We start from the raw sequence: 22,420 nt of genomic DNA on the forward strand, positions 1-22,420 counted from the left end.
TTTTTCATGTGTGATTAAGAAGAGATCGGCATTACACAAATTGGACGTCGTGTTTTGGAGATGTATTATGGTGTCTCTTTTTTCTTTTTTCTGAAAGGGAACATCCGTTTTAAGAATTCCGAAAATGAATTAAATTCTTGACGGTATACCAAACCTATTGCGCTCACATAATCCTCACTATTGGGATTGATAAGAAAGTTTCGTGTATTTAAGCGATTGGAGCCTCTTAATAAAAGTCGACCGTCTTTACGAAGGTAAAACAAAGCTTCGGCATCAGTAGATACACGATCTGAAAATACATTTAAGTCAGTCAATTGATTACTTCTATTGTCTGTAATACCTCCGGTCAAAATTAAACGGTCATTAAAGAGTCTGAGCGATGCTGAGGCATCATTAAGAGATTTAATATTGATATCGAAAAAATTAATATTTAAAGATTCTGCAATGATATTGTTCAATTGATTGAAAGCAATCTCGGTACCAGCGGATAGTAGGGTATTATTGACCTCTTTTCCAAAATCGGTCTGAGAGCCTGGTGTAAAGCTTCTTCGAACAATTAAACTGAGGGCTTGTTGATTGATATTATTGACATCTGAAAGATAACCCTGAAGTTCATCTTTGACATATGGATCTTGTGGGAAATTGAGGTCGAAATTTATTTCAGGTTGACTCAATAATCCTTTTAAATTCATATCTGCTTGCGCTAGTATACGTTGCGGATTGTCCGTTTGTCCTGCAGCATTATAAAGAGGAGATAAGGAAGTTCTTTGTTGGTAGACCGCGGTTAGATTAATGTTGGCTTCAGCAGGTTTTCCCGCCCATCGAATCGTTCCCCCTTCTTTGAGATCAAAAATTTTGTTTAAATAATCTTGTGCTTTAAAATTGAATTTTCCAGAACTAATGATGTAATCTCCAAACATTCCGAAATCGCCCAAAGAAGTGATGTTCATCGTGATATTACCAGTTCCACGTCCAGATACACCGCCTAAAGAAGTAAACAAATTCATCTCCGCATTTGGGCTTAAGGAAAGATCCATATTCATCGTAATACCGTTGAAACTCTTTCGTTTTATCTGCTTGGAACTGTTTAAACTATCCGGAGAAATGAAATAGATAAAATCATTATCCGTGATTGTCATGGCACTATTAAATGGAATGTTTATGATGGTGTTATCATTGGATTTTGCTTTGATATCTATATTGATTGCTGATGTTAATCCTTTGAAATTGAAATCACCACTCGCATAGGCTGTACCATAATAGAGGTCATTATCTTTGAGGGTAGTATTGAGTGCTAAGAAGTTATTTGCTTTAATTTTGATGTCGATATTGGGATCGGAAAGTTGATTTAAATCTACCATTCCATTTACGATAGCTTCATTGTTTTTCGGATCTAGAATTTTTAGGTTCTTAAGAAAAATGCCATTGGAAACTACGATAACCTTATCGGTGAGGTGATAGGGCGTTTTTAAATAATTAATAACAAATGTGGCATCATTAAAACTGGCATTTCCGCTTATTTTAGGTTTATTGATATCGCCTTTAATCTCGAGTTCGGCATTCGCTTTTCCATGTAAATTTGAAACCAGTGATTTAAGAAATGGCTGAAAAAGAATGAGATCTGTATTTTGTAAAGAAGCCTTTAGATTTATTTTATCATTTTCTTCTTTGATATTATATGTTCCAGCCAGTGTTATCTGCTTGTTACCATCTTCAATTTTACTGTCAAGATGAACAACATTAGCGTTTTGGTCATAATTAGCTTTTAAACTCAATTGACCGATTGGAAGTTGATTGTAAATAATAGGGCTTGTCTGTAGGTTGGCAATAAAATACGGTGATTTGAATAGCGAATTAATTTCAAGATTACCATTCATCTCACCAAGCATATTAATACCAAGTGGTTTTGTGATTCCATTTAAAGAACTGAGGTTGAAATCTTTGAATAAAATATTTAACTGATCACTTTCTTCATTGGACAGTACACCATTCAGTAATACGGTTTGTTCATCATGTTTTAAGGTTAAATTTTGAAGAAACCATTTCCCTTTGGATACTTTGAGCTCGGATCCTTGTGTGAGCGCCCATTTGTTTTTATTGATAATAATGGTCGATGGATCAAAGTTAATGAACGCGGGTTTTTGATGTGCAAAACGAATTACACCATTCAGATCTAAATTATTACTCGCATCGAGTTCTGATAATTTGACGTTGAAACGTAAGCTATCGCTGGAAAGTATATTCGCAATATTGATATTGTTTATATAAGTACTATCGGTTAGATTGATACGGTCTGCAGAAGCAGATACAGCCATGGATTCTGTATTTGAAATTTGATCAATAATCAGGTTAGAAATCTTTATTCCATTATAGTTGAAAATAGGACTGTATAAATTGAATTGCGCATGATGTTCTTCACTTGAAAATTTGGCATGAAGGGTGGCGCCGCTATCTAGGCTGATTTCTTTTTTAAAGAAAGTAGCGATAGGCTGGAAAGATTTGATGTTGAGGTTCAGTTCAAAGTTCTGATTATTATAAGACTCTGTTTCAAAACCAATTGCTGGAGCATAACGCATAGCAAGCATCTTAAAATAGGGTGTGATCGTATTGAGGTCAATCTGACCATTAAGAGTTGCGTCTACAACGTCTGAGGATAAAGTTAATGCCCTGTTTCGCTCATCTCCTACAGCTTTAAATATAATTTCTTTAATATCAAAGTTGCCTTTTTTGGTGCTGAATTGAACATTATTAGCATGTAAATCTCCGACTAGATTATTGATTGAACTTCCAGTTAGATTAGTTTGGACTGCTGTGTTGTGAATAAGGATGCCTTGTTGTTGTACCAGATGTAGCGCATAGAGGTCTGTCTCCTGTATAGTTGCATCCAGATTATATTGAATAGCGGGATTGGACCAATCTATATCTGTTTGAAAATTAATTTTAGCATTAGGGTCATGTATAGCACCAGACCCTGTAAACTTTTCGTTGACGATTGATCCTTTAACAGGAATGGATTGATAGCGATAATTTCGGAAATCAAAATTTTCTAAGCTTCCATCTACTGCTAATGAAAGTGTTTTTGAGCTGCTGCCTCTGCCTTTTAGATCAAGATTAAAACCAGTAGTTTTTAAAAGATTATTGTTCAATAATTTTCCAAAATCAAAAGATTTGGACTGATAAAGACCCGAAAAATCAATCTCTTTTTGAAAATTTAAGGAAGATTTTGTGCTTATGGTACCTAAATCTGTTTTTAATTCTCCATGAATTTGAAAATGGTTGTATAATCCATCCAAATCTCCTTGGTATAAAATTGTATTTAATGATTTTACAAGTTGTGGAAGCTTGAAGTTTTTGTTATTACTCAGGTTGGGCAGAATAGACTGTAAGTCTTCGAACGTAGATTGTATTTTGAGATTCGTTAATTTAAAATGGGTTTGATCGATATCGGGAAGTCCCAAAATCCTAACATTACCCTTTAATTGAGTAGATTTTTCAGTTTCAATATGTACATTTTTAGCGTCAATATGATTTACTTTACCTTGTGCAATCGCCTGCTTTATTTTTAGATCAAACTTGACACGATGCATGGTAGAAGAAAAGAAAGCAATGTCTTCCGAATGTAGTACTGAATTTTTGATCCGTAAACTGACATCAACACGATTGTTAAAATCTGAAAAGTCATCGAAAGTATTAAACTCTAATTTTACATAGTCTTTTACAGTGGATTTATTCGTGATTAATAAAAGTTTCTTCAATTCAATTTTCTTGTTGCTTACCAATGCGTTTGCAACTAATCCTTTAACCTGTAATCCTTTTTTTTCACGTAGATTTAATTGCTTTATATCAACTTGGATGGAATTGTCTGCAAGCTTTATATTTTGAAAATCAGCATTTAATTGTTTAACGTCAAGATCTCCAAAATCGACCACTTTCGCATAGTGCTTCTTGGTATGATCGATATAACGAAATTGATTATTGACCAATTTCAATTGTTTTAAATCAATATCTAGTTTTTTACTTAATTTTTGATCGTTTTTTTTAGGAGAGCTAAAGTAATTTAATAAAAATTTAATATTGGAACTATCTTTATATACCTGATAATAGGCCGTTGTATTTTCTAAGCTCAGTTTATTGATTACAATTTTATTGTGATCCCAATATTGATTTAGATTGACGGTTGCATTTAATTTTTCAGCAATCAGAATGGTATCGCCTTTGGTATCGTATAATTCAAAACCTTCTAGGACTAATGATTGGAAAGGTTTGAAATAAATTCTTTTTAAAGCAATTTTTGTATTTAATTCTTTTGAGAGGTAAGAAACAACTCTTTTGGAAATAAAATTTTGAACAAGCTCTAATTGTAACGATAGCATCAATGCACCTAGCAAAACGAGTATGCTAGCCAATGTAATCAGTGCTATTTTAATTATTTTTTTGATACTTTTGTACAATATTAATTACCCCAAAGCTATGGCTGTTATTTTAGGTATTGAATCATCTTGTGATGAAACATCTGCTTCAATTTGTATCGACGGTGAAATATTTTCTAATGTTATTGCTACTCAGGCGATTCATGCTAAATATGGAGGTGTCGTTCCAGAATTAGCGTCGCGTGCACATCAACAAAATATTATACCAACAGTTGAAGAAGCCATTCGCATTGCAAAAATACATAAAAATCAAATAGATGCAGTAGCTTTTACACGAGGTCCTGGATTATTAGGTGCTTTACTGGTTGGAACTTCATTTGCCAAGTCTTTTGCAATGGCCAGAAATATACCTTTGATTGATGTCAATCATATGCAAGCGCATATTTTAGCTCATTTTATTGAAGATCCAAAACCAAGTTTTCCATTTTTATGCCTTACAGTATCTGGAGGTCATACACAGATTGTATTGGTCAAAGATTATTTTGAAATGGAAATTTTAGGACAAACTTTGGATGATGCCGCCGGAGAGGCTTTTGATAAAACGGCAAAAATCTTGAACTTGCCGTATCCAGGTGGACCACTGATCGATAAACATGCGCAGTTAGGTAATCCTGACGCTTATAAACTTCCTGAACCTCAAATTCAGGGCCTGGACTTTAGTTTTTCAGGATTAAAGACCGCAATTCTTTACATGGTGCAAAAAGAAGAGAAATCAGATCCTTATTTTTTAAAAAATAATATGGATGATGTCTGTGCATCTGTTCAATCACGTATTGTGTCTATATTGCTCAATAAGTTAAAGAAAGCTGCAAAGGAAACCGGTATCAAAGATATTGCTATTGCTGGTGGAGTTTCTGCAAACTCTGGTTTGCGTAAGGAATTGATTGCAATGGGGGAACGTTATAGTTGGAATGTATTTATCCCTAAATTTGAATATTGTACCGATAATGCAGCAATGATTGCTATTGCGGGATATCAAAAATATTTGGTTCAAGATTTTGTTGGACAAGATGTTGGACCATTGGCACGTATGCATATGTAAAATAGGGACAAATGCTGTAAAATAGAAAAGACAAGTTGGTTAACTTGTCTTTTCTATTTTACAGGGGAGCACTGTAACCATATGCCTCTGCAATACTTTTAAAAACTCCGTTTGTTGATTCGTAGAAATTGAGATTGTACCCTTCGGCTCCCCAAAATACCGTTGCTATTTTGATGGATTTATCCGATTGAAAAACAGACAATACCTGCAGATTTTCGAAGTCGAATACTCCTCCATCATCTACGCGCCAAGTACTCATTTCATCATATTTCGCCGGAAAATCTAATGTGATTAACTGATCATGATGCAGGTAAGAGAGCACTGCTAATGCGGAATCATTTTTAACCTCAAATAATGTTAAGATGATTTGTGATTGATCCTCTAATTCAGCGATGGTAGCACTTTTTGCTATTTTTCGATTATATTTTTTTGATAATATGGATGTTGTCGGTTCATCGGTCTTTTTGTCTTTCTTGATGAAAGACATGACTTTGTTGTGATCAATGAAGTCCTGATTGACTAATAATGCAAAATCTCCTTGTTTTACGGGCTCTTTAAATGTGAAAAATGAACCGCCATTATTTGCGAAATTACGACTTGTTTGTCTTCCATTGGATGTTTGACTTTCTAGTTTTGTATTCGAAAAAATAATGGGAATGACCTTATTTTCAATAATCGCATGCGTTGCTAGTTCTGGTTTTATTTTTTCATCTTCGACAGGCAAACTAACTAAAGAATCTTTATTTTCATTAAGAAAAGCAAAAGTTATGAAAGCTTGATTAGTATCTGTTTTGAGATTTCTTTGTTTTTCTTCTTGCTTGATTTCTTTTGGTTTTTCTTGCGTACAACTTATTGATATTAAGATAATTAAACCTGCTGAAAATGCTATATTAAAGGCTGTTCTCATTCTTGTTCTCATATTTTTCTTGTTCTCTATATTTTAAAAATACGGTAAATTTTGTGAAAATTAAATTTTCATTTTTTGTGGAATTTTAATTGTTGTGCATCATAGTTTAAAATATAAACTTAATTTTTAAAGCTATGCTAAACTCCAAATTGAATATTTACAAAAGAGAATGGTTAGAGGTTGTTTTTGCAGGACGTAACCAATCTTATGGCGCTTTTGAATTGCGTAATCTATCTACTAAAGCGACCAACTGGTCTATAGTGATTGTCCTAGCTGTGGTTACGATAGGTGTTGGTAGTAATGGGATCTATAATCGGTATTTTAAAAAGGCTGAGCTTCCTGTTGCTCAGTACATGAAGGAATATGATATGGGAGTACTAGAGGAATTAGAAAAGAAACATCAAGAGCCAGAGAAAGTTGAGGAACCAATTCCTGTTCAAGAAAAAGCGCCACAACAGGTTGCTATGGATTTACCGAAGCAGGAAGTGGTCCGCTTTGTTGAACCTAAAGTGGCTCCTAAGCATATGGTGACTGAAGATGTTGTGACGCAAGACGCGCTTAATAAAACGAATAAATTGGCTGGACGGATGAGTTTGAAAGCCAGCGCAAATGGCACTTCTGTTGCTCGAGGGGAGTTTGGCACTGTAAAACGTGATGGTGGTATTACAGGTACTAGTAAAGAGGGAGCAATACATGGAAATCCAGATGCGATAGTTGATTTTGAAGCGATAGAAATACAGCCTCAACCGCAAGGTGGGATTAAGGCTTTTATGAAATGGGTAGGTGAAAATTATCAATATCCTGAATCGGCATTGCAACAGGGGGTGAATGGTGTAGTGGAAGTTTCATTTGTCGTAGAAAAGGATGGTACGTTGACGGATATCAATATCAAACGTGATGTTTCCCATGGAACAGGGAAGGCTGCTGTGGAATTGCTCGGCAAAGCTAAGAAGTGGAAACCTGGAATTCAAAATGGTCGTCCGGTTCGAGTGGCTTATACATTGCCTATTCGTTTGAATACAATCTCACAATAAATTGGATACTTCTTGATAGTTTAACTTTATTTAACAGTGGTTGATTTAAACTTTAATGCGGTTTTAGCATCTTACTTAACAAATGTCTGTAAAATCATATATTAAAAATGAAACAGACTGAAATAAATGTTTATCGTACTAAAAGGAAAAATATCATGAAAAAGCTAGTGTTAAGTTTGTTGCTGTCAGGAATTATGTTTGCTGGTTTTGCACAAGAAAAATCAAATGTTAAAGAGGGGGTAAACCGAGATGGTCGTCGTTCTGCAAAAAAGGAATTTAAGTTAGATAAAAAATCGGCAGAAGAAATTGCACAATTGCGCACTGATCGTATGGATAAAAAATTAAAATTCACGGATAAACAGCGCAAGGAAATTTATGCATTGCAATTGGATCAAGCTAAAAAAGATAAAATGCACGCCGCGGATCGCAAAGAATCCATGGAGCGTATGAAAAAAGATCGTATGGTTCAACGTGAAAAGTTGATGAAAAATTTGAGTCCTGATCAACAAAAACTATATAAAGAATCTTTTGCTGAGAATCGTAAACAACACCGTATGCGTAAATCAGATGATCGCCCAATGCGTCGTGATCGCAGCGATAAAAATCATAAAGATGGTAAAAATAATATAGAAGTGAGTAAGGAAGTGTCTTTGAAAAATAGTTAACGTGTTTTTTAGGTTTTAGTTTTAATTTTAGTTTTTGGTCTTTTGGTGGTCCGCTTGTGAGAGCGGACCATCTTTTTTTAATTAAATCTTCGTATCAATGAAATCAATTGACACAGTTTTGTTAATCTTTATTTTTTTGTTGCTCTTTCCACTGTTTGGAAAAGGATTTATCTGCGAGTTTGGGCAATTGTCGATTACTTCCCCAAGTCTTTTTGAAAAATTTTCCAAGAAAGAAGTTTTTGATCTTTCCTCCGAATAAATCGATCAATTTTCTTCTTTGTATGAGATAGGTAAATCCTTTCCAAGCCTTTTTCTCTATTGATGGTGCTAAGTCTTCTGCTACAGCATCTCTTCTGTTTAACAAAAGCATACGTTGAATATCTATACCAACAGGGCACACTTCTGTACATTTACCACAGAGCGAAGAGGCGTAGCTTAAGTGCTTGAACTCTTTCATTCCACTTAAGTGTGGTGATATCAAGGAACCAATTGGGCCTTGATAAGTGGTTTCATAGGTGTGTCCTCCAATATTTTGATAAATAGGACAAACATTCAGGCAAGCTCCACATCGGATACAATAAAGTCCTTGGCGTTGCTCTTTTTGAGCCAATAGGTTGGTGCGGCCATTATCTAATAAAACGACATACATCTCTTCGGGTCCATCAGACTCGTAGGCTTGTCTTGGACCGCTGAGTAATGTATTGTAAACAGTCAGATTTTGACCTGTTCCATGAGTAGCAAGTAATGGCCAAAATAGATCAAGGTCATTGATTGATGGAAGGATTTTTTCAATTCCAACAATAGCAATATGAATTTTTGGAAAAGCTGTTGTCAAACGTGCATTTCCTTCATTTTCAGTAATGGCAATACTACCCGTGTCAGCTATTAAAAAGTTGGCTCCTGAAATGCCGATATCTGCAGTTTTATATTTTTCACGTAATAATTCACGGGCTTTCATCGTCAACTCTTCAGCAGTCGCTTCTAGGGGTGTGCCAAATCTCTCGTTGAATAACTGAGCGATATCTGCGAGGCTTAGATGCATCGCAGGTGTTACGATGTGATACGGTTTTTGATCTAGTAACTGGATAATAAACTCGCCTAAGTCACTTTCTAATGCTTCGATTCCCTTATTTTCCAAAAAATGGTTGAGCTCTATTTCTTCTGTGGCCATAGATTTGGATTTGATAACGCTCTTGGCGTTATTTCGTTCCATGATCTTCCAAATTTCTTGACGTGCCTCAGCGGCATCATTCGCCCAAATTACTTTACCACCTCGTGCTATAAATTTGCTTTCGAATTCTAATAGATATTTATCTAAGTTTTCAATAGCTCTCCATTTTGTTAGATTGGCTTCTAAACGCGAGTTCTCCAGATCCATAAATTTACTCTTGCCTTTTTCGAAAGCAAGGGTATACTTGTCGATATTATAATTGATAATATCGCGATGTTTACTGTCGAAAGATTTTGTCGCACTTTCTTTTAAAAATTTATCTGCAGAGCTTACTGACATCCAATTCTTTTAATTTTACAAAAAAAGTTGGTAATAAATTACCAACTTTTAAAGATAACGCTTATAAATTATTTATCGCATGATGCGATCAAATTATTTAACTTTTAAATTCAAATTTAAGCTTAGTTCATCCAGTTGATTTTGGTGGATAGTGGAAGGAGCGTCGATCATCACATCTCTTCCTGAATTGTTTTTAGGGAAGGCGATGACATCACGAATGGAATCTATTCCTGCTAGTAACGCTACTAAACGGTCAAAACCAAATGCTAATCCGCCGTGTGGAGGAGCTCCATAGGTGAATGCTTCCATTAAAAAGCCAAATTGTTTTTGGGCTTCTTCCGGAGTGAATCCTAAGTGTTTGAACATGAGAGATTGCAATTCACGATCATGAATACGGATCGATCCCCCGCCTACTTCAGTACCATTAAGGACAAAATCGTATGCGTTTGCTCTTACCTCACCTGGGTTTGTATCCAATAATGCGATATCTTCAGGTTTTGGAGAAGTAAAAGGGTGGTGCATCGCATGGTAACGTTCAGATTCTTCATCCCATTCTAATAAAGGAAAGTCTAACACCCAAAGAGGGGCAAACTTGTTCTTGTCACGTAGCCCTAATTGATTGGCGACTTCAAGACGAAGTTCATTCAGCTGTTTACGTACTTTATCTGTTGGACCAGCCATGATTAAGAATAAATCGCCGGGCTTAGCATTAAATAATTTTGCAAAGTCCAATAATTGCTCTGGCGTGTAGAATTTATCAACAGAAGATTTTACCGTACCATCTTCGTTATAGCGTGCATAGACAAGACCGGTGGCACCTACTTGAGGGCGTTTTACAAAATCGGTCAATGCATCTAATTGTTTACGGGTGTAATGCGCACAACCTTCAACATTGATACCAACAACTAATTCAGCCGCATCAAATACAGGAAATCCTTTATCTTTAGCCACTTCATTTAATTCCACGAATTGCATACCAAAACGAATATCTGGTTTGTCAGATCCGTATAAGCGCATCGCATCAGCGTAGGTCATACGCGGAACTTCTCCCAAGTCAATATTCTTGATTTTTTTGAAGATATGCTTTGCTAGACCTTCAAATATATTTAATACATCTTCTTGTTCAACAAAAGACATTTCACAGTCAATCTGTGTAAATTCGGGTTGACGATCTGCACGTAAATCTTCATCACGGAAACATTTTACAATTTGAAAATAACGGTCAAAACCGGATACCATCAATAGTTGTTTGAAGGTTTGGGGTGATTGGGGTAATGCGTAAAATTCACCTGCATTCATACGTGAAGGAACAACAAAATCACGTGCACCTTCAGGTGTAGATTTGATTAATACCGGAGTTTCTACTTCGATAAAATTTTGCTCGTCTAGAAAACGACGTACTTCCTGTGCCGTTTTGTGACGTAATATTAAGTTTTCACGAACAGGTTTGCGGCGTAAATCTAAATATCTGAATTTCATTCTGATATCTTCGCCCCCGTCCGTTTCGTCTTCAATAGTAAATGGTGGCGTGTTTGCCGAATTTAATATTTCTAAAGAAGAAACTTTGATTTCAATTTCTCCTGTTGGAATTTTTAGATTTTTACTAGAACGTTCAATTACTGTTCCGGTAACTTTAATCACATACTCACGACCTAATTCACGTGCACTAGCGCGTAAAGAATCATCGTCATCCGAATTAAAAGTTAATTGTGTAATGCCATAGCGATCTCTTACATCTATGAAAGTCATTCCGCCTAAATCGCGAGATTTTTGAACCCAACCGCTCAGTGTAACTGTTTTACCTAAGTCAGCTATTGTTAATTCTCCGCACGTGTTTGTTCTATGCATACGCTCAATTTTAATTTTGTACAAAATTATCTGTTTTTAGGGAGAATAACGAATGGCAATTTTGTTTTATTAAAAGAAAAGTCGAGGTATTTTTCTAGGTTTCCTCTGAATAGGTTATAGATTAATTTTTAAATGCGAACTAGTTTTGGATTACACATGGTCAAGTTTTGAAATTATTGCGCAAAATATTCGCCGATTTTAGGTCTTTTTATAGATCCAATTTTGGTCAGAAATTCAGAAATTTAATCTTTATTTATACTTACTTTTTTTGATGGGTGAAAGCCCCACTTTCTCCCCTGGTTGATCATATTTTTGTAAAAAATTTGTTTTTTAGCGTATTTATCTTCCTGTTTGAAGAAAAAAAGCAACTCTAAATTAGTGATTTATTTCTTATTGAACCATTTTGAATAACGGTTCAAAAACCTAATTTAACCGCTGATATCTAGCTTTTTGTTTGCTATTATGTCAAGCTTTAGTCAATTAAATGTAGCGCTTCCACTATGTGGAAAACTTTTTTGTGGGTAAAAGTGGGTAAAAGTGGGTGAAAGTGTATACTTTTACATTGAATTTGAAACCAATGTGTACAAAATGAGTTTTTTAATTGGCGAATATGAATGCAAGTTAGACACCAAAGGAAGAATGGTGTTGCCTGCTGCGCTCAAAAGGCAATTGCCTGATGTTGAGCGTGAGGGGCTTGTAATCAATCGTGGATTTGAAAAACATTTGGTGATCTATACGCGCGAGGAATGGAATGCGATAACAGCACGGTTGGCTCAGTTGAATCAGTACGTTGAGAAAAATAGAATGTTTATTCGAAATTTCACAAGGGGAGCAACGGAGTTGAGTTTGGATGCTGCTGGTCGTGTTTTGTTGCCAAAGGGTCTGTTGGATTATTCGGGTATCACAGGAGAAGTTGTTTTGGCTTGTCAGGTTAATAAAATTGAAGTTTGGTCCAAAGATGGGTATGAGGATTTTATGAATGGTGATTTGGGAGAGGATTTCTCTGCTTTGGCTGAACAGGTAATGGGAGGTTTTGATTTAGGAGGATTAGCGAATGGATAATGTTTACCACGTACCAGTGATGTTGAAAGAATGCATGGATGCTTTGGTGATTAAGCCAAATGGTATTTATGTGGATGTTACTTTTGGTGGGGGAGGGCACTCGAGGGAGATTTTGAAACACTTGGGTCCTGAAGGCAAGTTGTTTGCTTTTGATCAAGATCCAGATGCATTGAATAATGTGATTGATGATTCAAGGTTTACGTTGATTCATCAAAACTTTCGTTTTTTAAAAAATAATCTTCGTCTAAATGGTGTGAAACAGGTAGATGGTATTTTAGCTGATTTGGGAGTTTCTTCTCATCAGTTTGATGCCGCTGATCGTGGTTTCTCCATACGTTTTGATGCAGACTTGGATATGCGAATGGATCAAATTTCTGATGTTGATGCCCGCAAGGTGTTGTCAACTTATTCGGAGGAGGATCTTCATCGCATTTTTGGCATGTACGGAGAAATTGTGAATGCCAAAACTTTGGCTAAAACAATTGTAACTGCTCGCTTGACAACGCCTATCAATACGGTAGCGGAGTTGAAAGAGGTTATCAAAAAATTGGTACCAAGAGGAAAGGAGCATAAATACCATGCGCAAGTATTTCAAGCTTTACGCATTGAGGTTAATAAGGAATTGGAAGCTCTACAGGAATTTTTGCTACAAACGGTAGATGTTTTGAAGGCGGAAGGTCGCTTGGTCGTGATGTCTTATCATTCTTTAGAGGATCGTTTGGTGAAGAATTTCTTGGCTAAAGGTAAGTTTAGGGGTGATGTAGAGAAAGATTTTTTTGGAAATGAAATCAAGCCATTTCATGTGATCAGTCGTAAGGCAATTACTGCTGACGATCAGGAATTGGTTGAAAATAATAGATCGCGCAGTGCGAAACTGCGTATTGCTGAAAAGTTGGAAATAGCTTAATGCTTTAATCGAAGTATCGATATGGGTAAAAATACAATAAAACAGCAGGGATTAAGCGAAGAAGTTCAAGAGGAACTACAAGAAGCGGTTGAGGAAAAAGCTGAGGAAACGCAAAAGTTTCTTAGGACTTTACTTACTGCTGGTAATTTGTCTATTTACTCCATTGTGAATTACTTGCCATTTATTGGTTTTGTTACTTTATTGATGTTGCTTTACATTACAAACAGGCATTTTGCAGAACGTACGATTCGTAATATAGATAAGTTAGGTAAAGAGGTTAAAGAGTTGAGTTGGGATCATAAATCGCTCTCAGCAGAGCTCATGAAGATGTCTACTCAAACGGAGATTGCGAAGCGTGTTGATTCTTTAGGTCTGAAAGAGCGGGTGGAGCCGCCTATTAAGATTGAAATTGTAAAAGAAAAAAAGAAGTAGGAGACGTTTATGAATATCAGAACTACCATTCTATTTCGTGTTTATATCGCATTCGGTTTAATCGTCCTTGTGGCGTTTGCTGTGTTTGCGAAGCTTTTTCATTTACAATATGTCGATGGAGATAAATGGCGCGCACTGTCGGATAGTTTGTCCATTCAAGAGCGTGAAGTTGAAGCTGCTCGGGGTAATATTTATTCCAATGATGGCAGTTTATTGGCAACTTCGGTTCCTGAATATGAATTGCGATTCGATGCAATGGCTATTCCTGAAGAAGAAAACGATTATTTCAATTTAAAGGTCGATTCTTTAGCAATTAAATTGTCTGGATTTTTTAAAGATAAATCTTCTAGGCAGTATTTGACATTATTGAAACAGGCTAGAAATAAAAAGCAACGTTATGTTTTGATTAAGCGAGCAGTCTCGCATCAAGATTTAAAGGTGCTTAAAAATTACCCTTTGTTTAAATCGGTGCGTGTGGGGAAAGAGCGTTATCCTGGAGGTTTGATTACAGAACGTCAGAATAAACGTATTCTTCCATTTGTCAATTTGGCGGCTCGTACTATTGGATATAAGAATGTCAAGGAGAATATTCATGTCGGGTTGGAAGGTGCGTATGGTGAATATATTGACGGTAAAAGCGGTAAACGTTTGATGCAGCGTATTGCGGGTGGTGTATGGATTCCAGTAAACCGTGATATTGAAGTGGCTCCTGTTGATGGCGCAGATATTATATCGACGATTGATATTAATATGCAAGACATGGCACAAAGAGCCTTGGAAAAGCAGATGATAGCGAGTAATGCTGATGAGGGTTGTGTGGTGATGATGGAGGTAAAGACTGGAGAGGTTCGTGCAGTGGCCAATTTTACGAAAGACAAAGATGGTGTCTATCGTGAAAAGATGAATATCGCAATTGCACAAAGTGCTGAACCAGGTTCGACGTTTAAGTTGGCTTCTTATCTTGCTGCTATTGATGACGGGGTGATTGATTCAAGTACTCATGTAAACGTTGGGAATGGTAATTGGCCTATCTATCGTCACACGATTAAAGATTCACATGCTCCAAAAAAATCTGTGATGAGTGCGCAAGAGGCTTTTGAGCAATCTTCAAACGTAGGGATTACGAAGTTGATATACGAGCATTACAAAGATAATCCAGCTAAATTTACGTCTAAACTACATGCTTTTGGCTTGGATCGTAAATTGGGATTGCAAATAACGGGAGAAGGAGCTCCTCTAATAAAAACTCCAAAGAGTAAAAGCTGGAGTGGGTTGTCTCTTGTACAAATGGCATATGGCTATGAGTTGAAGTTGACACCATTACAGATGCTGACTTTATATAATGCAGTGGCTAATAACGGTAAGATGATCTCCCCATTATTTGTTAAGGAGATCAGACATCTGGGTAATACGGTTGAAAAATTTGAAGCTCGAGTAATTAATGAAAAGATTGCTTCTGATAAAGCTTTAGGTCAAATTAGGGGAATGCTTGAAGGGACAATGAAAGATGGAACAGGGAAGAGCCTAAGAAATCCATTGTATACTTCAGGTGGTAAAACCGGAACTGCACAAATGGCTGACGGAGCGATGGGATATCGTAATCGGAAATACCAATCTTCTTTTGCAGGATATTTTCCTGCTGAAGATCCAAAGTATTCGATCATTGTTGTGATTCGAAATCCAAGAAATGGATACTATGGTGCTTCAACTGCGGGACCAGTTTTTAAAGAGTTGGCTGATATGGTGTATGCAAATGATTTGAATATGCATAGTGCCTTTAATAAGAAAAAATTGAACACTTCAGCATTAAACACGAAGGCGCTTACTCTAAAAGGTTCACGCGAAGCGACGCAAAAAGTGTATGAGCAGCTGGGGTTGAAAATTGTGAATTGGAATACAATTGCACAGAATGATTCAACAAGTTCAACACTTGGGGTTCCTTTTGTGGAATATCAAATAAAAGAAGGTGTAGTGCCAAATGTTATGGGAATGGGATTGATTGACGCATTGTTTGCGCTAGAGAATTCTGGATTTAAAACAAGCGTGATTGGAAAAGGAAAGGTGATCAGGCAATCTTTGATTGCAAGTCAAAAGTTACCAATTGGTACAGCTGTAACAATAGAACTGAAATAGAATGAAGAATTTAAAATCAATATTACATGCTATTCCTGTACAGGAGGTAGTGGGTCAACTAGATGTTGAGGTAGTATCGCTTTGCTTCGATTCTCGTCAGGTTGTATTCGGAAGTTTGTTTATTGCTGTCAGAGGTGTCCATACAGATGGACATTTGTTTATTGATAAAGCGATTGCTTTTGGAGCTAGAGCAGTTATTGTCGAAGAGTTGCCTTTGGAGACATTGGACTCTGTTGTCTATATTGTTGTAGCGGATTCTGCTCTTGCATTGGGTATAGTGGCTGCCAACTTCTATGATAATCCATCAAAGAAAATGAAGTTGGTCGGTGTAACAGGTACGAATGGTAAAACAACTGTCGCGACCTTATTATTTCAACTATTTACACAGTTGGGATACCATGTTGGACTTTTGTCTACCGTACAGAATCAAATTGGCGATAGGATTATTCCTGCTACGCATACCACTCCAGACCCCATTCAATTGAATCACTTATTGAGTGAGATGATTGAGGAAGGCTGTGATTATTGTTTTATGGAAGTAAGTTCGCATGCGGTTGTACAGCAGCGAATAGCAGGTTTGAAATTCACGGGTGCTATTTTTACGAATATCACACATGATCATCTTGACTTTCACAAAACATTTAGTAGCTATATTAAGGCAAAGAAGAAGTTTTTTGATGATTTAGATACGGCTGCTTTTGCGTTGACCAATGAAGATGATCGTAATGGTCAGGTCATGTTGCAAAATACATTTGCTCATAAAAAAACTTATGGACTACATTCAGGAGCTGATTTTAGTGCGCGTATAGTCGAGAGTCATTTCGATGGTATGTTGATGAATATCGACGGACATGATGTGTGGGTGAAATTGGTGGGAGGATTTAATGCCTACAATCTATTGGCAGTGTATGGTGCAGCAATTTTGTTGGAGCAAGAGACTGTTCGTGTATTGACAGCTATGAGTGTACTGACTGGTGCTGAGGGTAGATTTGAGACTTTAAAGGCAGCAAATGGTGTTTTTGGAATTGTGGATTACGCACATACACCTGATGCTGTGGAGAATGTCTTGCAGACGATTGAAAAATTACGTAATCAAAGCCAACATATCATTACTGTATTGGGATGTGGTGGAGATCGTGATAAAACTAAACGTCCAGAAATGTCACAAGCTGCATTGCGTTATACTGATCGTTTGATTATTACATCTGACAATCCGAGAACGGAAGATCCGCTTACCATCATTAAAGAAATGGAAGCTGGTGTTGCCGTTGAACAAAGAAGTAAAGTTCTTTCTATTGCTGATCGCAAAGAGGCAATTCGAGTTGCATATCAATTGGCAAAACCAGGAGATATCATTGTAGTAGCAGGAAAGGGACATGAGAAATATCAAGAGGTGAATGGTATACGCCATCACTTTGATGATAAAGAAATTTTAGAATTAACATTTAACGAAGTATAAGAATATGTTGTACCATTTATTCACATGGTTAAACGAATACATGCACATTCCAGGAGCTGGTTTGTTTCAGTATATTTCTTTTAGAACATCGATGGCCGTGATCTCTTCACTGGTCATCACAACTGTTTTTGGAGGAAGGCTGATTCAGGTGCTTCAGAATAAGCAGGTAGGCGAAACCATTCGTGATTTAGGACTAGAGGGGGAGAAAAAGAAGCAAGGTACACCAACAATGGGTGGCTTGATCATCATTGCCGGAATTTTAATTCCGACTTTGTTATTTGCTAAGTTGACCAATATTTATGTCATCATTATGATCGTTTCCACACTCTGGATGGGGGCAGTCGGATTTTTGGATGATTATATTAAGGTTTTTCGTCACAATAAAGAGGGTTTGGCTGGACGTTTTAAAGTGATTGGTCAGACTGGTCTAGGTATTTTCATTGCTTGTACCATGTATTTTCATCCGGAGATTGTAGTCCGTCAAAATGTAGCGTCACCTACTTCAACTAAACCTGTTGAAGTTGTGATCAATCAGGGAACTGGAGAGAAGACTTACGCAGAAAATGTGAAGTCTTCTAAAACAAATATCCCTTTTTATAAAAATAATGAGTTTGACTATGCTAAAGTGTTTAAGGTATTTGGGCTTAATAGCAATGTCTTAACCTTTATTGTATTCTTGGTTGTCGTGGTGTTTATTGTAACCGCAGTTTCCAATGGTGCAAATATTACGGATGGTATTGACGGATTGGCAACAGGTACATCTGCTATTATTGGGGTTACTTTGGCCATTTTAGCGTATGTGTCTGGTAACGTTATTTTCTCGGACTATTTGAATATCATGTATATTCCTAATTCGGGTGAACTGGTGATTTTTGCGGGAGCTTTTGTTGGAGCTTGTGTTGGTTTTTTATGGTACAATACTTATCCTGCTCAAGTGTTTATGGGTGATACAGGTAGTTTGGCGATAGGAGGTATTATAGCTGCCTTTGCTATTTTGATCCGTAAAGAGTTGTTGATCCCGATTTTGTGTGGTGTCTTTCTTTTGGAATTGGTTTCTGTTATTTTACAGGTTTCTTATTTCAAATACACCAAGAAAAAATATGGGGAAGGTAGACGAATCTTTTTAATGTCTCCTTTGCACCATCACTTTCAAAAGAAGGGATATCATGAAGCTAAAATTGTAACACGTTTTGTAATTGTCGGTATTATTTTGGCCATTTTGACCATTGTAACTTTAAAAATTAGATAATCAGCATGGCTAACATTTCATCAACATATTATCCACAGTCAGGAAAATTGATCGTACTTGGTGCAGGTGAAAGTGGTGTCGGTACTGCTATCTTGGCTAAACAGAAGGGGTTTGATGTTTTTGTTTCTGATAAAGGGACAATTGCTGAACATTATAAAAGCCAGTTGGAGGAAGAGCAGATCGCTTATGAAGAAGGATTACACAGTGAAGAGCGGATCTTACAAGCGGATCTAGTGGTGAAAAGTCCTGGTATTCCTGAACATGCTCCTTTAGTTGTTGCGCTGAAGTCAAAAGATATCCCAGTGATTGCAGAAATTGAATTTGCAGCACAATACACAGATGCGAAGTTGATCTGTATCACAGGATCGAATGGTAAATCGACCACGACCATGTTGACTTATGAAATGCTGAAACATGCTGGTAAGTATGTAGGTCTGGCAGGGAATATTGGAAAAAGCTTTGCTTTGCAAGTCGCACGCGAAAAATTTGATGTTTACGTGCTAGAGATTTCAAGTTTTATGTTGGACGATATGTACCAATTTAGAGCTGATATTGCCGTGATTTTGAATATTACAGCTGATCATTTAGATCGCTATGATTATAAAGTGGAGAATTACGTGGATTCTAAATTTAGAATGATTCAAAATCAAACAAAAGATGATTATTTCATCTATTGTCTTGATGATCCACAAACAACAACAGGGTTGAAGAGACATTCAACTCCAGCGATACACTTGCCTTTTACACAGGAACAAAAAGTAGAGTTTGGAGCTTATTTGACTTCAATTAAAGATATTATAATTAACATACCTAATAGCGATACATTTACTATGAGAACGGAAGAGTTGTCTTTGACAGGGAAACACAATGTGTACAACAATATGGCTTCTGGCCTTATTGCTAAGGTTCAAGAATTGAGAAATCAAGCTATGAAGGAAAGTATGGGCTCATATGTGAATATTGCACATCGCTTGGAGCAGGTTGCTTGTATCGGTGGGGTTAATTATATCAACGATTCTAAAGCTACTAACGTCAATTCGGTATGGTATGCGCTGGAAAGTGTATCAACTCCTATTATTTTAATGTTAGGTGGTGTAGATAAAGGTAATGATTATGAAATGTTACGTGATTTAGTTAAAACTAAAGTACGTGCCATTGTTTGTATAGGGAAAGATAATACAGCTATTCACACGGCTTTTGAAGAGGATACAGAATTGATCGTAAACAGTTCTTCAATGAAAGATGCTGTGCAATTAGCCTCTTATCTGGCTCAAAAGGGAGATACGGTATTACTGTCTCCAGCTTGTGCAAGTTTTGACTGGTTTAAAAATTACGAAGACCGCGGTGATAAATTTAAAGCTGCAGTGATGGAGTTGTAGTGGGTATAGGTTTTTTAAATCTTAAGTGATTAATTATGGTAGAGCATCTACTTTCTAAATTAAAGGGCGACCGTTGGATATGGATTATTGTCATCCTACTTTCGGGCTGGTCTTTGCTAGCAGTCTACAGTTCTGTAGGTACGTTGGCATATAAAGAAGGAAAGGGGACAGAATTGTATTTGTTCAAGCACTTCTCTTTAATTGCTGTTGGTTTTGTGTTGATGTATTTATCCCATAAACTGGATTATCGTTACTATGCTGGTATTTCCAAATTGTTGATGGCGATAACAATTCCATTGTTATTATATACATTGATTTTTGGTAGTAAGGTGAACGATGCAAGTCGGTGGGTTACCATACCTGTGATCAATCAGACTTTTCAAACTTCGGATTTGGCGAAGTTGGCGCTGATCACTTTTTTGGCTCGTATGCTATCAAGAAAGCAAGAGGAAATTAAAGATGTTAAAAAGTCTTTTATTCCGATAATGGGAGCGGTTTGTGGTGTGTTTGTTTTAATTGCATGGGCAAATATGTCTACGGCAATTATGCTATTTGGGGTATGTGTGCTCCTGCTACTGATTGGACGTATTAGTTTTAAGCAGATTGCTATTGTATCTGCTGGAGTCGTATTATTAGGAATTATCGTCGTTTCAGTAGGTCCTAGACGTGCAACATATTATAGTCGTGTTAAATCTTTTATCGGGGTTGAAAAAGAAAAACAGGAGGGTATGCCTGTTTCGTTTCAAGATGATAAAAACTATCAAGCGAATAATGCAAAGATAGCGATTGCAACAGGTGGTGTATTTGGTAAAGGACCAGGAAATAGTATTCAAAGGAATGTCTTGCCCCATCCTTATTCCGATTTTATATTCGCCATCATCATTGAGGAGTATGGAACAATTGGGGGAGTGGTTTTGATTTTTCTTTATTTGGCATTGATGTATCGCTGTATTCGTATTGTAACATTAAGTCCAAAAGCATTTGGTGCTTTTTTGGCGGCTGGTCTAGGATTTAGCCTGACGATCCAGGCGTTTGCCAATATGGCTGTAGCAGTTGGTTTAGGTCCGGTGACCGGTGTTCCACTTCCCTTAGTGAGTATGGGAGGAACATCAATTCTATTTACCAGTATTGCATTAGGAATTATCTTAAGTGTAAGTAGAAATATTGAAGAGTTAAAAGGTAAACAGGAATTGGATGAACGACCGAAAGAGAAAAGAGTGGTCGTGGGTACAATTTCCGCATAAAAAATAAATAAGAAATGGCTATACGTGTGATCATAAGTGGAGGTGGTACTGGTGGACATATTTTTCCAGCAGTGGCAATTGCTAATGCACTAAAAGCATTGGATCCTCAAAACGAAATTCTTTTCGTTGGCGCTAATGGTCGTATGGAGATGGAAAAAGTACCGGCAGCGGGATATCAAATTGTAGGGTTAGATATTCAAGGGATCAATAGAAAAGAGTTTTGGAAAAATATTTTTCTACCATTCAAGCTTTTTAAAAGCATGAATAAAGCTCGTAAAATTGTCCGAGAGTTTAAACCTGATGTGGCTGTTGGTGTTGGCGGATTTGCTTCTGGACCCTTATTGATGGTGGCCAACCGCTTGGGTATACCGACGCTTGTGCAAGAGCAAAATTCTTATGCAGGTGTCACCAATAAGCGATTGGGTAACAAAGCGGCTAAGATTTGTGTTGCTTATGAAGGGATGGAACAATTTTTTCCAGCGGACAAAGTATTGTTAACGGGTAATCCTATTCGCCGTGCTTCTGTTGAGATTGATGGTAAGCGTGAAGAAGCGTTGGCTTTTTTCGGTTTGGATGCCGATAAAAAGACAATTTTAGTGACCGGTGGTAGCTTAGGTGCCCGTACTTTAAATGAAAGTGTCATGGCATCTTTAGAGAAACTGGATCAAGCTAATATTCAGGTTATATGGCAATGTGGAAGTTATTATTTTGATCAGCTGAGTCAAGAGCTGAAAGATAAGCTTTCTGGTCGGATTCATATGCTTGCTTTCTTGCAGCGTATGGATTATGCTTATGCTGCTGCTGATATCATAATTGCTAGAGCAGGCGCTGGTACCATTTCAGAATTGTGTGTGGTGGGCAAACCAGTGGTGTTGGTTCCTTCGCCAAATGTCGCGGAAGATCACCAAACAAAAAATGCAATGGCATTGGTACATAAACAAGCGGCGGTATTAGTAAAGGATAATGAGGCGAAAGCAACTCTGTTTGATACAGCAATCGCTTTATTAAATCAGGAGTCTGAGTCGCTTATTTTGGCTCAAAATATAAAGAAATTAGCACTTCTGGACGCCGATGTTGTCATCGCGAAAGAAGTAATAAAATTGGTAAATAAAAGGTAGA

The 22,420-nt window shown here is 36.9% G+C and carries 16 protein-coding genes; 12 read left to right on the forward strand and 4 right to left on the reverse strand.

Going from position 1 to position 22,420, the window contains the following annotated elements; all coding sequences use genetic code 11:
• Nucleotides 1-65: 65 nt before the first annotated feature.
• Nucleotides 66-4,406: a translocation/assembly module TamB domain-containing protein gene (locus tag C8N37_RS20110; RefSeq protein WP_244914486.1), complete on the reverse strand. Its 4,341-nt coding sequence runs from the start codon at nucleotides 4,404-4,406 to the stop codon at nucleotides 66-68.
• Nucleotides 4,407-4,470: 64 nt separating this feature from the next.
• Here C8N37_RS20110 and tsaD point away from each other — a divergent pair, with 64 nt between their 5' ends.
• A complete protein-coding gene (gene tsaD / locus C8N37_RS20115) occupies nucleotides 4,471-5,472 on the forward strand; it encodes a tRNA (adenosine(37)-N6)-threonylcarbamoyltransferase complex transferase subunit TsaD (protein WP_108160668.1) in 1,002 nt (333 codons plus the stop codon).
• Nucleotides 5,473-5,530: 58 nt separating this feature from the next.
• On the opposite strand, the gene C8N37_RS20120 is transcribed toward tsaD, so the two are convergent.
• The gene (locus tag C8N37_RS20120) at nucleotides 5,531-6,391 is read right to left on the reverse strand and encodes a hypothetical protein (RefSeq protein ID WP_146171113.1); all 861 of its coding nucleotides are present in this window, start codon (nucleotides 6,389-6,391) and stop codon (nucleotides 5,531-5,533) included.
• A gap of 122 nt (nucleotides 6,392-6,513) precedes the next feature.
• On the opposite strand from C8N37_RS20120, the gene C8N37_RS20125 reads away from it, so the two are divergent.
• Together C8N37_RS20125 and C8N37_RS20130 are read left to right on the forward strand one after the other, a co-directional pair.
• The gene (locus C8N37_RS20125) at nucleotides 6,514-7,413 is read left to right on the forward strand and encodes an energy transducer TonB (RefSeq protein WP_108160615.1); all 900 of its coding nucleotides are present in this window, start codon (nucleotides 6,514-6,516) and stop codon (nucleotides 7,411-7,413) included.
• A gap of 155 nt (nucleotides 7,414-7,568) precedes the next feature.
• Complete coding sequence (locus tag C8N37_RS20130) at nucleotides 7,569-8,078, forward strand: hypothetical protein (RefSeq protein WP_146171114.1); 510 nt, start codon at nucleotides 7,569-7,571, stop codon at nucleotides 8,076-8,078.
• A gap of 121 nt (nucleotides 8,079-8,199) precedes the next feature.
• Here the strand turns inward: C8N37_RS20130 and C8N37_RS20135 are convergent, their stop codons facing one another.
• Nucleotides 8,200-9,588 (reverse strand): LutB/LldF family L-lactate oxidation iron-sulfur protein, encoded by a 1,389-nt coding sequence (locus C8N37_RS20135; RefSeq protein WP_108160617.1) that lies wholly within the window; start codon nucleotides 9,586-9,588, stop codon nucleotides 8,200-8,202.
• Nucleotides 9,589-9,681: 93 nt separating this feature from the next.
• Nucleotides 9,682-11,436 carry an aspartate--tRNA ligase gene (aspS, locus tag C8N37_RS20140; RefSeq protein WP_108160618.1) on the reverse strand — a complete coding sequence of 585 codons (1,755 nt, stop codon included), beginning with the start codon at nucleotides 11,434-11,436 and terminating at the stop codon, nucleotides 9,682-9,684.
• A gap of 588 nt (nucleotides 11,437-12,024) precedes the next feature.
• Here aspS and mraZ point away from each other — a divergent pair.
• Genes mraZ through murG form a run of 9 tightly spaced genes read left to right on the forward strand, consistent with a single transcriptional unit; the run spans nucleotide 12,025 to nucleotide 22,419 of the window.
• Nucleotides 12,025-12,498 carry a division/cell wall cluster transcriptional repressor MraZ gene (gene mraZ, locus C8N37_RS20145; protein WP_108160669.1) on the forward strand — a complete coding sequence of 158 codons (474 nt, stop codon included), beginning with the start codon at nucleotides 12,025-12,027 and terminating at the stop codon, nucleotides 12,496-12,498.
• The gene (rsmH, locus tag C8N37_RS20150; RefSeq protein ID WP_108160619.1) at nucleotides 12,491-13,405 is read left to right on the forward strand and encodes a 16S rRNA (cytosine(1402)-N(4))-methyltransferase RsmH; all 915 of its coding nucleotides are present in this window, start codon (nucleotides 12,491-12,493) and stop codon (nucleotides 13,403-13,405) included. Before mraZ ends, rsmH begins: the two co-directional genes overlap by 8 nt.
• A 21-nt stretch (nucleotides 13,406-13,426) precedes the next feature.
• Complete coding sequence (locus C8N37_RS20155; RefSeq protein WP_108160620.1) at nucleotides 13,427-13,837, forward strand: FtsL-like putative cell division protein; 411 nt, start codon at nucleotides 13,427-13,429, stop codon at nucleotides 13,835-13,837.
• Between the two features lie 9 nt (nucleotides 13,838-13,846).
• Nucleotides 13,847-15,970, forward strand: coding sequence for a penicillin-binding protein (locus C8N37_RS20160; protein ID WP_108160621.1), 2,124 nt, complete (start codon nucleotides 13,847-13,849; stop codon nucleotides 15,968-15,970).
• 1 nt (nucleotide 15,971) lies between these two features.
• A complete protein-coding gene (locus C8N37_RS20165) occupies nucleotides 15,972-17,429 on the forward strand; it encodes a UDP-N-acetylmuramoyl-L-alanyl-D-glutamate--2,6-diaminopimelate ligase (RefSeq protein ID WP_108160622.1) in 1,458 nt (485 codons plus the stop codon).
• Between the two features lie 4 nt (nucleotides 17,430-17,433).
• The gene (mraY, locus tag C8N37_RS20170; RefSeq protein WP_108160623.1) at nucleotides 17,434-18,678 is read left to right on the forward strand and encodes a phospho-N-acetylmuramoyl-pentapeptide-transferase; all 1,245 of its coding nucleotides are present in this window, start codon (nucleotides 17,434-17,436) and stop codon (nucleotides 18,676-18,678) included.
• 5 nt (nucleotides 18,679-18,683) lie between these two features.
• Nucleotides 18,684-20,057 carry a UDP-N-acetylmuramoyl-L-alanine--D-glutamate ligase gene (gene murD, locus C8N37_RS20175; RefSeq protein WP_108160624.1) on the forward strand — a complete coding sequence of 458 codons (1,374 nt, stop codon included), beginning with the start codon at nucleotides 18,684-18,686 and terminating at the stop codon, nucleotides 20,055-20,057.
• 35 nt (nucleotides 20,058-20,092) lie between these two features.
• Nucleotides 20,093-21,301, forward strand: a complete 1,209-nt coding sequence (locus C8N37_RS20180) for an FtsW/RodA/SpoVE family cell cycle protein (RefSeq protein WP_045753161.1) — start codon at nucleotides 20,093-20,095, stop codon at nucleotides 21,299-21,301.
• Nucleotides 21,302-21,315: 14 nt separating this feature from the next.
• Entirely contained in the window at nucleotides 21,316-22,419 is a 1,104-nt protein-coding gene (gene murG / locus C8N37_RS20185) for an undecaprenyldiphospho-muramoylpentapeptide beta-N-acetylglucosaminyltransferase (protein WP_108160625.1), read from the forward strand.
• Nucleotide 22,420 lies beyond the last annotated feature (1 nt).

Source organism: Sphingobacterium faecium (assembly GCF_003054045.1).
GTDB lineage: Bacteria > Bacteroidota > Bacteroidia > Sphingobacteriales > Sphingobacteriaceae > Sphingobacterium > Sphingobacterium faecium.